12 protein-coding genes are annotated in these 14,986 nt (G+C 47.0%); 4 read left to right on the top strand and 8 right to left on the bottom strand.

Going from position 1 to position 14,986, the window contains the following annotated elements:
* Positions 1-2,963: MucBP domain-containing protein (locus KGF70_RS04165; protein ID WP_216767672.1), on the bottom strand; the 2,963-nt coding region annotated here is incomplete at its 3' end.
* A gap of 835 nt (positions 2,964-3,798) precedes the next feature.
* Here KGF70_RS04165 and KGF70_RS04170 point away from each other — a divergent pair.
* Positions 3,799-4,557: a helix-turn-helix domain-containing protein gene (locus KGF70_RS04170; RefSeq protein ID WP_216767673.1), complete on the top strand. Its 759-nt coding sequence runs from the start codon at positions 3,799-3,801 to the stop codon at positions 4,555-4,557.
* A gap of 273 nt (positions 4,558-4,830) precedes the next feature.
* Here the strand turns inward: KGF70_RS04170 and KGF70_RS04175 are convergent, their stop codons facing one another.
* From KGF70_RS04175 to KGF70_RS04200, 6 genes are all read right to left on the bottom strand, one after another.
* Positions 4,831-5,304 (bottom strand): MarR family winged helix-turn-helix transcriptional regulator, encoded by a 474-nt coding sequence (locus KGF70_RS04175; RefSeq protein ID WP_216767674.1) that lies wholly within the window; start codon positions 5,302-5,304, stop codon positions 4,831-4,833.
* Between the two features lie 104 nt (positions 5,305-5,408).
* Positions 5,409-6,038 (bottom strand): NAD(P)H-dependent oxidoreductase, encoded by a 630-nt coding sequence (locus KGF70_RS04180; RefSeq protein WP_216767675.1) that lies wholly within the window; start codon positions 6,036-6,038, stop codon positions 5,409-5,411.
* A gap of 562 nt (positions 6,039-6,600) precedes the next feature.
* Positions 6,601-7,608 carry an aspartate--ammonia ligase gene (gene asnA, locus KGF70_RS04185; protein ID WP_216767676.1) on the bottom strand — a complete coding sequence of 336 codons (1,008 nt, stop codon included), beginning with the start codon at positions 7,606-7,608 and terminating at the stop codon, positions 6,601-6,603.
* 452 nt (positions 7,609-8,060) lie between these two features.
* The gene (locus KGF70_RS04190) at positions 8,061-9,467 is read right to left on the bottom strand and encodes a C69 family dipeptidase (RefSeq protein ID WP_216767677.1); all 1,407 of its coding nucleotides are present in this window, start codon (positions 9,465-9,467) and stop codon (positions 8,061-8,063) included.
* 36 nt (positions 9,468-9,503) lie between these two features.
* Positions 9,504-10,763 carry a hypothetical protein gene (locus KGF70_RS04195; protein ID WP_216767678.1) on the bottom strand — a complete coding sequence of 420 codons (1,260 nt, stop codon included), beginning with the start codon at positions 10,761-10,763 and terminating at the stop codon, positions 9,504-9,506.
* A gap of 49 nt (positions 10,764-10,812) precedes the next feature.
* Complete coding sequence (locus KGF70_RS04200; RefSeq protein WP_225351365.1) at positions 10,813-11,085, bottom strand: hypothetical protein; 273 nt, start codon at positions 11,083-11,085, stop codon at positions 10,813-10,815.
* A 221-nt stretch (positions 11,086-11,306) separates the two neighbouring features.
* On the opposite strand from KGF70_RS04200, the gene KGF70_RS04205 reads away from it, so the two are divergent.
* The 3 genes from KGF70_RS04205 to KGF70_RS04215 all read left to right on the top strand — a co-directional run bounded on the left by KGF70_RS04205 (position 11,307) and on the right by KGF70_RS04215 (position 14,456).
* Positions 11,307-11,504: a helix-turn-helix domain-containing protein gene (locus KGF70_RS04205; RefSeq protein ID WP_050339020.1), complete on the top strand. Its 198-nt coding sequence runs from the start codon at positions 11,307-11,309 to the stop codon at positions 11,502-11,504.
* Between the two features lie 223 nt (positions 11,505-11,727).
* Entirely contained in the window at positions 11,728-13,539 is a 1,812-nt protein-coding gene (gene recQ, locus KGF70_RS04210) for a DNA helicase RecQ (RefSeq protein WP_216767679.1), read from the top strand.
* A gap of 38 nt (positions 13,540-13,577) precedes the next feature.
* Positions 13,578-14,456, top strand: a complete 879-nt coding sequence (locus KGF70_RS04215) for an RluA family pseudouridine synthase (protein WP_216767680.1) — start codon at positions 13,578-13,580, stop codon at positions 14,454-14,456.
* Positions 14,457-14,628: 172 nt separating this feature from the next.
* On the opposite strand, the gene KGF70_RS04220 is transcribed toward KGF70_RS04215, so the two are convergent.
* Positions 14,629-14,955 (bottom strand): metalloregulator ArsR/SmtB family transcription factor, encoded by a 327-nt coding sequence (locus KGF70_RS04220; RefSeq protein WP_050339017.1) that lies wholly within the window; start codon positions 14,953-14,955, stop codon positions 14,629-14,631.
* Positions 14,956-14,986: the final 31 nt, after the last annotated feature.

Consider the following 14,986-nt stretch of genomic DNA (forward strand, 5'->3'; position numbering starts at 1 on the left):
GCATCCTGATACTTAGCCGTCACATTTTTGCCAGTGGTCCGTTCATAAACGTAAGTCACAGTTTTAGCGGCAGTACCAAACGTCCCAGTGACTTCACCTTGAACGCTCTTGAAGGTGTAACCATCAATATCCAGTTGCTCAGTCGTGTAGTTATCGCCTAAATAACCAGAGTGGACGACATCAGGATGAATGGTCTGACCGTTTGCATCTTGATACTTAGCTGTCACATTTTTGCCAGCAGTCCGTTCGTAAATATAAACGATCCGTTGAGGTTGAGCGGTAAAGGTGCCAGCCGTGTTGCCCTGTGTTGATTTTACAGTGTAGCCGTTAATATTTAGTGGTGAAGTTTCATAAGGCTTACCTAATTGGCCTTGGCCAGTTAGAATACTGTTTGCGGCTAATTGCTTGCCAGCTTCATCCAAATACTGAATCGTGATATCGCCCGCATCCGCACGGGTATAGACGTAAATGACCGTTTTTGCCTGGTCGCTAAATTGGCCAGAAGCGTTCGCCGGTGCTTGAACTAAACGATAATTTTCAATGATCTTGGCACTAGTCTGGTAGGGAAGCCCTAGTTGGTTGTCACCGGATAAGACCTCGTTGGGGGCTAAAGTGTTGCCATTGGCATCTTGATACTTCACAGTAACATGCCCTGCGTTTAAGCGAGCATATTGGTAAATAACGGTCTGCGTGTCAGCTGAAAAAATTCCTTCTGCGTTAGCTGGTGTGGAAACTAGGCGGAAATTAGGAATTGAAGTTGCTTCAGTTTTGTATGCTGCACCCAGCTGTTCTTTACCGTCCAGAATTCTATCAGCAGCCAGTTGGTTACCGTTGAGATCTTGATATTTAACCACAATTTGGCCAGCATCACGACGGGCGTAGACGTAGATGACTGTCTGCGCCTGAGCTGTGAAGGTGCCAGTTGCGTTTGCTGGAGGAGTCACGACCGTGTAATTGTCAATGTCGACCGGTTGGGTGGTATAGGACTTCCCGAGTGATTGTACACCAGAGAGGGTTTGGTCAGCTTGTAATTGTTGGCCATTCTTATCTTGATACTTCACCGTGATATCACCGGCATCCAAACGGACATAGATAAACGTGACGGCTTGCGGGTCAGTCGTGAATACTCCGCTCACATTACCGTTAGTTGATTGTAAGTTGAAATGAGCAAATGCGGGGGCTTCTAGGTTATAAGCATTCCCGAGATTATGTTTTCCAGGCAGTACTTGTGCATCGTGGAGGAGGTTCCCCTCAGTATCAACCATGTGAATTGTGATGTCTCCAGCATCTTTACGCGTGTAGTAATAGGTGATGGTTTGTGAGTCTGCCGTGAAGGTACCGGTGGCACTGCCGACGATGCTGGTAAAACGATAATTTGGTAGTTCATCATCAATGCGTTGTGTCGAGTAAGGCTGACCAACGATACCGGTTAGTGTTAGGTCGTTTGCCACCAAAGATTCACCAGTGAGGGCGTCGAGATATTTGACCGTAACGGGAGCTGCCGTGGCAGCCAAGACATATGGGCGGACAACGACAAAGTTATTACCGTCACTTGCAGCCGTCATGAAGTAATAATCATCCATTGGAATGACGGTAGTTCCTTGAAAGGTCGGATCAGATAGACCGGGTTGCTGAGGCTTCATATTCGTGTAATAAATATGACCGTCGCTGTCATAATTACCTCCGCCCGCACCATTGAAATACCAGCGTACATATAGTTGACCATTTTTGTAGAAAACAGTTTCGCCCACGCCACCATTTGGTTTCAATTGAGCCTTGGTACCATCTGGTAGATAACAATCAATATCAAGCGTGGCGGTGTTATTCTGCTCACTAATATAAGCGGGAGGTAAGGTAATGAATTGATTGCTAAATGTGCCTTTCAGATTTTTGAAGCCTTTTAGCGGTGAAAAATCAGAGATATGATTATAAGCTGCATCAACTTCTGTCAAATTCTTTAAGTTGGCTAACGGAGAGATATCAGTGATTCGGTTTTGCTGGATATTAACGACTTGTAGTTTTTGCAAGTCGGCTAATTGTGAAATGTCGGTGACATCACTGTAATAGCTACCAGAAGGGGCGTTCAAGTTATTATTGAGCCAAACGGTGGTTAGATTGGTCGCATACTGTAAACCTTCTAATGAGTAGGAGGTTTTACCGTCAATATAAGTGTCTTTACCATAGTAAGTGGTCAGCAACAGCATGTCATCTTTGGTGATGTCTGATGCAGCGTTCCAAGTACGATCCGGATTCTGGGCGCGTAACTGGCGCAAAACTTCTTGTTGCAGGCGGGTGTTCGGCATCCAGTCATTAATATTTTCCTGGGTTATACTTTGTGCTTTTGGGGACATCAAACGAGTGGTCCGTGCCGTCGTTGCTTTTTGAGCCGTGTCAGTTTGACTAGTGGTGACTGACTTAGCTGTTGAGTTGGCTGTGGTCTGACGATTATTGCTGTTTGTTGAAGGCGTTGCGCCATTAGTTGTTGTGGTTGAAGTAGCTGTTGAAGGTGCTGATTGTTCGGATTCTGACTTGGAATGATTGTCAGTCGATGCCACGGTGTTGTCGCCTGGCTTGTCTGTGGAATCATCCGCTTTATTGATGGATTTTTCGTGATCTCCGGTTGCCATCGAAGTATCAGTCGTGTCAGATGTCGTCGGTTTTGTAGTTGAATCAGTTGCGTCATTGGTATCTACAGTGGTATCGGTAGCGCTTGCATTTTTGGTAGGTGTATTCTGTTGCGCAGTAGATACTTTTAACGGTACCCGCGAATCAGACGATTTCGTGGTTTGTACGACTTGACTACTTGTCTGTTCATGAGTCTTATCGGCGGTAGTTGCTGTTTCATCGGCATAAGCCGAGTGACTACCGAGAGTTAGCGCGGTCAGTAACATTGTTGTGGCACTAGTGATGAGCCAGCGTGATTGATGTGGCTGAGGGCGTGTATTTAAAATAGGTGTTTTCAAAAGATCCCCACTCCTTTGTGAAAGCTTTATATAATCTGTTTAACAATTTAAGGGTAACATTGTTCATGAAGTTAGTCTATCAAATGATAGCTAATTATTTATTCGGTATTTTTGAATTTAAGCTTACTGTGTCGGCAATACCAGACTGGTCAAGCAATGGGGTGGAAGGTCTTGAAATTAAACATACAATTTTCTGTTATTAATAAAATGACTTTTGTGTCAATTTTATAATTTATATTTCGGGTGCTTCTGAATTAGACGCATCTACTGGGAGTGAGTCAGAATTTTTGAGAAACGCATTTTGAAAAACGCGCACGTGTATTGCGATATTTAAAGAGATGAATTCAAAACCATGTAAGAAAGTTTTGGATACCTGATTCAATATCGATGTATTGCGGCTGTATTAATATCGTGTAAACGAGTTTTGGCCGATGTACTTAACATTTTTGGTGACCTATGCGGTATGATTAAGATAGGTGAACCGGACGGAAACTAGTGATAGGAGAACAGCTCTAGTTGTGATGGATGATTAGGCATGCTAGCGTTGATCGCTGCTTGTGTGATGGCAACAGCATCCCAATTATCGCATGCTGCACATGCCACAAAGTATCGTTCATCACGTTACGTCACATGCCATGATTACCCGGGAAATAATGGCATCAGTTTCATTTGAATAATTGAAGCCAATCTAGCAAATCTCAGTTGACAAATCAGCAGATTGAACCACCAGTCTGCACAAAGATGACAATAAACAGTGTTTCCGACGAAACAACCACGAGTTGATTGGCTCAATCTGGCCCGGGGATTAAGCTAAAGTTAAAGAGGGGGCGATCCAATGTTACTCGCAGCATTATTGAAAACGCGTCGTTGTCAGCATGGATTGACACAGGGACAATTGGCGGCCAAGTTATTTGTCACCACTCAGGCAGTTTCTAAGTGGGAACGAGGCAAGGCGATTCCATCGATTGATAACCTGATGGCACTGTCTGATTTGTATAATCTATCTCTAGATGAACTGGTCCGCGGAAGTGCGTTCTTTCCAAAACCATATGCGGTTGGCCGACGATTGAGCTTTGGCCGTTTAGTAGGTCTCGCATTATTTTGGTTATTCGTTTCACTACTATTTACGGGCTTCGGTTATCAACCTTGGTGGGCCTTCGCGCTCCTGTATATTGCAGGGATGATCGTCGTGGTTCCCGTGGCAATTGATAATTATTGGGTGATTCAATCAGCCACCATTGAGTTGAATCTGTATTCGACAGCGACTTGGGCAAAATTTCGCCAGATTGTGTTCAACCGTCGTAAGTGCATACGTATACCTTATACGGAGTTACAACGCGTGACGATTAGTTATCGGTGTCGCAAACGAGTGTCACCGTTTGACTTCAATCCGGATTATTTTCAACTGATTATTAAGACCGCCACACAGACTTACCCATTGGAATGCGCACTCAAGGCCAGCGACTATTTACCGCAATTCGTCAGCTTCTTGCAGCGACAAGGTGTGACAGTAGATGACCCGCAACAAATTGTGGCACTGCTAGTCGAAGGGCAATCGCTGTATCAACATTTTCATACTGAGACGCAATCTTAGCTCGCTGCTAAAAAGCGTTGTGGCGGTTGTGAGCAATCTACCAGTGGAGTAAACAATCAGTTACGCCTATTGATTCAAATAGGGCCCGGTTAACGAGGGGTGTCCATTGTAACAGCAGAACAGTATCGCAGAAAAATAAGCTGCAGCCATCAAAGTTGGCGCGGCCTAAATATCGCTGATAATTAACATTCACAGGAATCGTCAGCAACAACACGAAAACGAAACCCACGTCGTCCTAACCGAATTTGGTCGGACAACGTGGGTTTCGTCACCTTAATCTTCATAGCCTGTCAAGTCTAGCAAGAACCGTTGAATCACAGCCAGCTCTTCCGCAGAGTAATGCTCGCGTAACATCGAGACTGCCTCGTGATTACGAGCCGCGTGCATCTGGTCGTGATAGTGCGCTAGCTTGCGACCACTGGGGGTGAGCCGATAAAAGATCTTCTTGTGGTCGCCAGGTTGTTGGAACGACCCAATCAGGCCTTGACTCGTCAGACGCTTGGCTGCGCGGGTGATGCCACCACGAGTGACGCCCAGCGTGGTGGCTAAATCAATCCCGGTTTGCGGCCCAGCCTCTAACGCTGATAATAAGTGGAGACCAACGATTGAAATATCCGGCAACAAGCGACGCAAATTGGCTTCATTGATGTGTTGTTTGAGCCATTTTTGCTCACCAGTCGTTGAAGCACGCTTGGTTCGAATGATTTTGAGTTGTGCTAAAATCGCTTGTTCTGCGGATGTTGCCATCGTTGGTTCCCCCTTATGGTCTTGCGTCAGGTTGACGATATCAATGGCTGACGGATTGTCATCGTGTTAACACGAGAATTAATATTACTATTATTATACTGGTTTTAGAAGTCAGCGGCGAGTTTTTCCGCGGTTGCTTTGGCATTCGCAATCGTTTGGTCGCGTTGTTCTGGAAATTGGTCTAAGCCTTCAATAAAAATCGTGCGGTAATCCTGAATGCCATATAAAGCCAGCATGTCGCGCAGGTACGGGTCGCCAGCTTCGGCTTGATTGTGGCCATCCGCTTGGTGGTAATAGCCACCGGCAGCTTGAATGTGGAGCGCACGCTTGTCAGTGAGCAGACCAACTGGGCCGGTTGCGGTGTATTTAAAGGTTTTGCGGGCAACTGCCGTCAAATCAAGGTATTGTTTGAGTTCGGCCGGCAGAAAGTGGTTATACATTGGGTTAACGAAGACCAATTTGTCTGCGGCTAAGAACTCATCTAGCCATGCGGCGTGGCGGCTCAGTAAGTCTGCTTCAGCGGCAGTTAAGTCTTCGCCATATTTTTGTTTCCGCCAAGCCTCGAAGGTCGTATCATTCAAGGCCGGAACACCGTCTTGGTAAAGGTCACGTGTGATGATTTCATCGGTAGGATGGGCCTGTTGGTAGGCGGTTTTGAAACTAGCCGCGACGGTAAGCGAGGCACTCGGTACCGTGGTATGAGGATGAGCATTGATCATTAATAATTTTGTCATTTTTAAACAGCTCCTTGATTTTGTTGACAAGCAACATTATATTCTGACAATTGTTGCTTGTCAACAAAAATAGATAAAAAAGTTCCCCACCCGCATAACGTCGGATAGGGAACTTTAAATTTTGAAAATGAAAACACCGTTGGTTAGCTGTTTGACTGTAGGAAGCGAACGAATTGCGGTATCTGTTAGTGCCGGATTAAGTCGGTGTGTTCTGTTGCGTTATGGCGAATCTACGCAACAATCCAAGCAACCATCTTGAAGCGGCAATCGAAAGCGACGTTCTACGGCATCGTGAATTTCTACTGTCAACGCAAGACTACTCAGTAAGGCACTTGAGTTGAAATGCTGACTGGTAAGTGTGGCAGCTGCTAGGTCTAAAACCGTTCGAGTCACACCTTCAGTAAACGAAGCAATCCACTTATCTAAAACAGTCCGAATCACAAGTTCAGTCAGCAAAGCACGTGATACATCTAGCGCACTTCGAGTCCAAGGTCAGTAACGTCTAAGCAATCGTCACGCCTAAAGCACTTCAACCGCCAAGTTAGGTGTCAGCAAGCCAATCTTAAAGCAAGTGAATGTTATGTGCAGCACATTGGTCGATCATTTCTTGTGGCCAAAGGGCAGCTTGAACTTCGCCGACATGGGCTTTGCCGAGTAATAACATGCAGAGCCGGGATTGACCGATCCCGCCACCGATCGTGTAAGGGACTTCTTCGTTCAAGATCATTTGGTGATAAGGTAAGCTCAAACGGTCTTCAGCGTCAGCGTCTTTCAATTGTTTCTTCATGGATTCAGCGTCGACCCGAATACCCATGCTTGAGATTTCAATGGCTTGGTCTAATGGTTCGTACCAGAAGAGAATATCGCCGTTTAATTTCCAGTCATCGTAGTCAGGGGCGCGGCCGTCATGACGTTCGCCAGAGTCAAGCTTCCAACCGATTTGCATCAAGAAGACGCAACCGAGCTTCTTGCAGATGGCGTTTTCGCGTTCGCGTGGCGTCATGTCTGGGTACATGTCTTCGAGTTCTTGAGTCGTCATGAAGTGGATTTCATCTGGTAAGTGGTGCACTGCTTGTGGGAACTTGTACCAAACTTCATGTTCCATATGCTTGATGACTTTGAAGATTTGGCGAACAGTGGCCTTAAGGGTTTCAACGGTTCGTTCTTCTTTGCCGATGACCTTTTCCCAGTCCCATTGGTCAACGTAAGCTGAATGGTAGTTGTCTAAATCTTCGTCTTTACGAATAGCGTTCATGTTCGTGTATAAGCCTTCATGCATGTCAAAGCCGTACCGCTTGAGGGCGACCCGCTTCCATTTGGCAAGGGAGTGCACGATTTCGATTTGTTCGTCGCCCATGTCCTGCATGGTGAAGGAGACCGGTTTTTCGACCCCGTTCAAGTTATCGTTCAGACCAGTTTTCTTTTCAACGAACATTGGCGCTGAAAGCCGGGATAAGTTGAGTTGCTTCCCAAATTCATCTTGGAAAGTTTCACGGATGTAACGAATGACCTGTTGCGTTTCTTTAACGGATAATTTAGGATCGTAATCCTTTGGAATAATTAAATGCATGTGCGTGGTCTCCTTTAAAATAAGTTCTAATTTTGGTTACAGGATAAAAGAAAAAAGCCTTCCATCCCTTGAATTATCAAGGGACGAAAGACTTTTTCGCGGTACCACCCAAGTTGTTTACCTAATTGTAAACCAGCTCTAAAATAGTGTACAAACATACACCACCGATGGTAACGTACCGGTTAACGGCTAATCCTACTTTAACGAGGTTATTTCAGTTAGCAACTAAGAAAGTGTTTTTCGGACTAGTCAAGTTCTGGTCGGGTTTCCACTCACTCCCGATTCACTGGCAGGTTGACTAATCGTACTCCTCTTTCCTCCGTTTTTTATCTTGTGACATTTATATTAGCACGATTTTTTCATTTGTAAACCACTAAATTAAAAATAAATTAGTTAGGTCTCATAAAAACACCATGCGAATCTCAGTCAAAACGGGATAACACCGGGCTTAATTAATCGTTCAAATTATACCGTAATTTCATTTTTTCAGAACCGGCGATGACCATGTCACCCAATAATTTGGTTTGCAGCTTCATGGCCGTGTCAGCAAGCTGTTGGTTAGCAGCTTCCAAGTAGGCCGTGACGTCTTGATGATTCGTCAAGTCGGCGTCGGTGTCATTTTCAATCTTACGGTAGGCACTCATGGCTTCCAATTCATAACTGTTACGCATATCCACGTAGAAGTCGTAATCAGTATCGCCGAGGAGGGCAGTCGTACAACTTAACCAGTACATGTGGTTAAGGTTGAAAGTGCCATCTGCGTCTTTATAACTGGCTGGGGTGTCATTGACGTTGGCGTAGAATGGGACCACCGTATTGAAGGTGTTGGCACCGAATGCGAGCCAGTGAATTCCTGCAACCGCTGCTGGGACGTTGTTACGAATTTGCAAAATGTGAACATCGTGGTTCCGGTTGATCCCGATTGGCCGGAAGAGGGTCTTGTCGGCTTCAGAGCCACTGCCATAAACGTCGTATTTCGTGTTTTCAAAGTGAGAGCTGAGCACGAATTTAACGTCTTCGATAGAAATCTTCCGGTTCGCATGACAGATGAATGGTAAGTCTTGTTCCATTGGATCTTGTTCAACATCTGGCGTGAAGTATTTTTGACCAAACCAAGCCCGCGGGTTGTTATAAACCGTGTCTTTGATTGAGGCGCTACCGAAAATGTGCCGTAAGTTGACGCGGTCAAAATCTGGGTTCAAGTGATAGTCGGCAATCAGTTGTTCAAGGTCAGCTGAAGACATCGTATCATCCGCATTGAAGTCAAAGTCATCAATGTTCATGCGGTTAGGCGCAACCACATAGGCGTCATCAGGAATCCGCTTAGCAGCCCAGTGATGACCACCAATGGTTTCAAGCCACCAGATTTCGTCCTTATCAGAAAAGGCGATACCGTTTGGTTCGTATGTCCCGTATTGTTCAAGCAGGCTGCCGAGGCGGGTAACCCCTTCCTTAGCGCTGTGAATGTAAGGCAAGACGAGGGTGCATAGGTCTTCTTCCCCGATTCCACCAGCAACGAACGGATCGATACCGAGCACACGTGAATTGGTGGTGATGGTTTCAGTCGCAGACATTGCGATGTTCTCGCTGTTGATTCCGGCAGCGGGCCAAGTCCCATTAGTCAAAATTGAGTTTGGAATCGACGTGTAGCGCATCGGATTGTCTGGCAGGTCAACTTCGACCTTACTGATGACTGATTGATAGTGACGTGGTTGGTCTTCTGGGTTAACCACAACTAATCGTTCTGGGTCAAGCGCTTCGTGACCATCATCATTCCGTGAAATAATGGTGGAGCCATCGATTGAGGCATCTTTACCGACTAAAATCGTGGTACATGAACCTTTAATACGTTTTTCCATGATATTAAAAACACTCCTTTTAAGCTATTAATATCATTATACGCTTTCTGAACTAGTCCGGATAGGACGGGCTTTTTTGAGAATGTAATTGATGCCACTGATACTAAAACCGGTGACGGCTGCAATTTCACGATAGGTCTTGCCTCGAGCACGTAATTGATGGACCTGCGCGTAACTGGCGCGGTGCTCATTGGTGTCATCCTGCGAGGCTGTTTCAGTTGTTGATTCAGGATGCGAAGCTTGCAGTGGCACAATGGTCGAGAGTGGTTTCGGTGTCGCGGTAATTTGAACGGGTTGATGACTGAGCTCGGCGAGCTTAACTAGCATTAGTTCAGTTGTCTGAACATTCCAAATCGCATTGTGCTGGTGGGGATTGGTGATGCTGAATAGGGCCGCCAAGCCGTTCAATGGTAAGTCGTGGTTGCCACTCTTGTGATTGCCGCGATTGATGAGCGTGTTCGTATAAGCTTGCGCATCGAAAATGACGACGGGTTGTTGGACCAGTTCTTGCTCAGACGTAGTCAGTTGTGCATAATACTCGCTTAATAACAGGCGAATATGCTTGATGTCCTGGGTCTGATCCCAGAAGACTAATGGCAGTTGGGGTTGAATGACTTGTTGAATAAACGCTTTGAGTACTGTGAGTGGGGCGCCTTGGGCTTCGTAGGCGGCCATCGTTAGCCCAGTCTCGGCTAAACCCGCTAATTTTTTGTCAGGTAAAAAATTGGGGTTGTCGAAATAGCGGTTGAAAAAGGGCGCGGTCTGGTGGTGCTGACTAAAGCCGATGGCACTAAGTTGGAAAATACTGGCATGAGTCCCAGCAGTATCCTGAACCCGCCAGCTGATGGCTTTAGACGAACCGCTTTTGCGAAAGAGCGTGCCGAACTCGCAATCAATGACGATATAGCTGGTGGGTGCTTCAGACAATGGTGAAGCAGCGGGCAACATTTGGGGAATCGAGGCTGCAGCCTCAGTACTACCGACTGGTTCGTTAGGCACGAACTGGTAGCCAAGCGTCGCCAAAAACTGGCTCGTGCTTTGTTCAAGCATGTTATTGGTCACTTTGACCACTTTTTTTTCGGTCAGGACAAGCTCCTTGGTGGCTTCAAAATCAATATGGTAGCGTTGTTGGTCGTCGCAACTGATTGCAGTCACGCGACCAGCGCTCGCATATTCAGGTGCCAGGACCAGCTGATGGTTCTTCTGGATACGATAGACTGGATGGTCAACGAAATAGAGACAGTTCAGATTGTTGGAAATTTTACGTTCAAGTAGAGTTAGATTAGTTGGCATCATATACACAGCTCCTCTGATCTAAGTATCTTCATTCTAGCTGTTTGACGTACTAGCTTGCCAGTGTTTGCACTGCAGATTGGACCATAAATTTAGTAATAACAAATTGATGACGGGAATTATAGTGGCCGTATAAGGCGAGTTTCGCATCGGGTTTTAGTTGATAGAATAGTGTTAACGCATGGTGAACGACGATACAATTAATCGGCTTTGCGGTTGTATCGCCCACGGGTATCACTTGTAAATACAGCATAAATGGATCTAGTTTGAGAATTTTGCTCTTATTCAAATATTTAACCGTTAAGTTTTCTGATTGAATCGTCATTATCATCACCTTACTTATCGAGTATACGAACATACGTTCTAAAATGCAAGTAAAATCGATCCGATTGCAAAATTATTTTAAGACGATCACTATCGACCCCTGAGCAGTCGTGAAGTTTGCTTGAAAAAATAATGAATCGATAAACTCGTTGGAAAAATGCTACAAAAAATTCGCAAGTCTTGGTATGATAAAAGTTAGTGAATGAGAGGAGGCCGTGCGCCATGGATCGAGGACGACGCGTCACGTTAGAAGAGCGAATTGCAATCGTCAAGTATACGTTGGACCATGCCAACGACTATCAGGAAGCCGCCAAGCATTTCAACGTTTCATACCCCCAAGTGTATACCTGGGTACGGAAATACCGGCAACGGGGGATGGAAGGATTGGTTGATCACCGCGGCCGACCAAAACGAGACTAAACACAGCGTTGTACATAGAAGCGACGGCTGTCACGAGGCTTAACGCCATGCGGAACGTTAAGCCTATCCGAACCTTTTCCAGTGGTGGGAGAGGTTTTTTTATTTCTTTTCGTGGATCTGGATGGTTTTGACGTATTTAGTTGGTAACGGGGCCACTTCTTGTCATGGCGTCCCATTCTCGGTAGAATGAAAGTATTAATTCCAAAAAGGAGGAGTACCTGCGATGATTGACTTAGCGGCGGCACAGCAAGTATTGAAGACAACGTTTGGGTATGATGAATTTCGTCCCGGGCAAAAAGCGGTCATTGAACAAGTGTTAGCTGGTGAAAACACGCTGGCCATCATGCCAACTGGTGGGGGTAAATCACTCTGTTATCAGATTCCCGCCTTACTATTTCAAGGCATCACGGTCGTCGTGTCACCTTTGATTTCCTTGATGAAGGACCAAGTTGACGCGCTAAATGACAACGGCATTGCCGCGACGTTTATCAATAGCTCACTTGATTTTCAAGCCATCAATGAGCGGTTACAAGAACTGCGCGCTGGTGACTATACTTTGCTTTACGTCGCACCAGAACGGTTGGACTCAGAATACTTCATTCAGGCGCTCGGGCGGCTACCGATTCAACTATTGGCAATCGACGAAGCCCACTGTATTTCCCAATGGGGACACGATTTTCGGCCGAGTTACTTAGCGTTGAGTACGGCGATCGAGCAGTTGCCGACTCATCCGCAAGTGCTCGCACTGACCGCAACCGCGACCGAACAAGTGGCGGCTGACATCTGCGGTCGGTTAGCCATTGATCCGCAACATGAAGTCAATACCGGGTTTGCGCGTGATAATCTCGATTTGACCGTGGTCAAGGATCAGGATACGGACCGCTATATCCTGGATTATTTAAAGGTGAACCATGGGGAAGCCGGCATCATCTACGCCAGCACCCGTAAGGAAGTCATGCGACTCACTAGCCTGCTTCAAAAACACCACATCAATGCGACCCCTTATCATGCTGGGTTGGACCCTGAAGTACGGCGGCATAATCAGGAAGATTTCTTATATGACCGTGTCGACGTGATGGTTGCGACCAACGCGTTTGGGATGGGCATCGATAAAAGCAACGTCCGGTTCGTGATTCACGCGCAGGTGCCTGGAACGCTGGAGGCTTACTATCAAGAGGCTGGGCGTGCTGGACGGGATGGCCTGCCGAGTGAAGCGCTTTTACTGTTTCGGCCTAACGACATTCAGCTGCAACATTACTTCATTGACGAATCCGAAATGGACACGGAACACCGCCATTTGGCCTATCGCAAGCTGCAATTGATGACGCGTTATGCGAATACGCAGGGGTGTCTGCAGCAGTTTATTTTGAAATATTTTGGTGAAGACTCGGAGCCGTGCGGGCGTTGTAGCAATTGTACGGATAAACGGGAAGCTAAAGACATCACGACGGCGGCCCAACAAGTCCTGTCGTGTGTTGTGCGGCTACACTCGCGATTCGGTAAAGGGGTCGTGGCGCAAGTCTTGACGGGTGCCAATAATCAGCGTATCCGCGAGTCCCATCTCGAAGGCCTGTCAACGTACGGCTTAATGTCCGGTCAGCGCCAAAAAGCCGTCGTTGAACTGATCGACTTTTTGACTGCCAGTGGGTATTTACAAGCGGTTGGCGGGCAATATCCGACATTAACGGTAACGGCGAGTGGCGTCGACGTGCTAAAAGGTAACACGACGGTCCACCGGAAAACGGCGCAAACCGTTCAACAGACGGTTCCTGAAAACAGTGCGTTGTTCGAACAGTTGCGGACATTGCGGCGACAATTGGCAGAAGAACAGGGCGTTCCACCGTTCGTGATTTTCTCTGACAAAACGCTGCATTCGATGTGTGAAGTCATGCCAGAAGATGATCAGGCCTTTCTCACCGTCAAAGGGGTCGGTGCTAGCAAGCTTGAAAAATATGGTGAGACCTTTATGGCGACGATTCGTGCAGCAGCGCACGCTGAAGCGGCAACCGAAGCTGAAACACCTGCGACGGACTAACGGTTGGCGTGTAATTTGAAGAGAAGGGTGACATAACGATGCAATTTACTTGGACTCATCACGGGGAACCACTAGCGATGAAGCGTTTTTTGACGCAGCATGGCATCAGTATGCGGACCATTAAAGCCATCAAACACGGCGCCGGCGATTTTTTGGTCAACGACCAGGTCAAAACGGGTGTCATCACCATTAATGCCGGCGATGTTGCTGGTATCCGGTTACCGGATGAGGCCGCGGATGAAACGGTCGCTGTCAGTCATCAACCGCTCCAAGTCCAATATGAGGACGCCAATTGGCTGGTGGTCGAGAAACCTGCCGGACTGACGAGTGTACCGGGCCCCAGCAATCGGGAGGATACCTTGGTCAATCGCATCAAGGGTTATTTGGTTGCGACCCAGGCACCCAATCAACGCCCCCATCTGATCACGCGCTTAGACCGTGACACGAGTGGGTTAGTTTTGGTGGCTAAGCATCACGTGGCACAGGGGATGTTAACTGACCCGAAGTTGGCTGACCGATTAGTCAAAACTTATTTGGCCTGGATTGAAGGCACTTTAACGCCAGCCAGTGGGACGATCGACCAACCGATTGGCCGACTAGATGACAGTCCGAGACGTGGCGTCACGGCTAACGGACAGCGTGCCATCACGACCTACAAGGTTGAGACGTCGACGTTAGCGCACGCCGTTAGCCGGGTTCGACTCCAGTTGGTGACGGGGCGGACGCATCAGATTCGCGTACACTTGTCGGCGCTCGGACATCCCTTGCTCGGCGACGCTCTGTATGACGGTAATCAGACCTGGATCAAGCGCCAGGCGCTGCATGCGGCCAGTTTGCAATTTTATGACCCGTTTGCCGAACAGACCCGGCAATTCGAGGCACCATTACCGGCAGACTTGCAAGCGTTGAATCGGTAATAAGTGGTGTTTAATCACGGTCGATGGCGACTGCAGTAAGTGTGGTAACGACTTAATGAATATAAAAATCGGGTTCGGTCAAGCCAAGCTGACGTAACTGACCCGGACTAAAAAAGACCTGCACACCAAGGTAAATTCCTAGTGTGCAGGTCTTTTTTAGTAGATGGCGCCTTTAAGCATTTCCCAGTGTGGCATTGTCCGCTGTTAACGTGGCAATGGTCGACTGCAACTGCTGCAATGGCGCAGTTAAGGTCAGAAAATAGATATGTTCGACCCCGTTGCTCCGCATATCGATCACGCCGGCTTCACGCATCAAGCGCAAGTGGTGTGACACGGCTGGCCGCGAAATGTTGACCAGGGCAGTAATATCCGTCACGTTGAGTCCGTTATCACTGTTCCCCAATGCAATGATAATTTGACGCCGAATCTTTTCGGCAAAAATATTGATTAATGTGGCACTTTCAGTGAGTGCCGTTTCGGATTGTTGAAAATTAGCCATGGTGACTGCGTCCTTTCAAATTCAATTTACA

It is taken from the genome of Lactiplantibacillus sp. 7.2.4 (genome assembly GCF_018991185.1).
Taxonomy (GTDB): domain Bacteria; phylum Bacillota; class Bacilli; order Lactobacillales; family Lactobacillaceae; genus Lactiplantibacillus; species Lactiplantibacillus pentosus.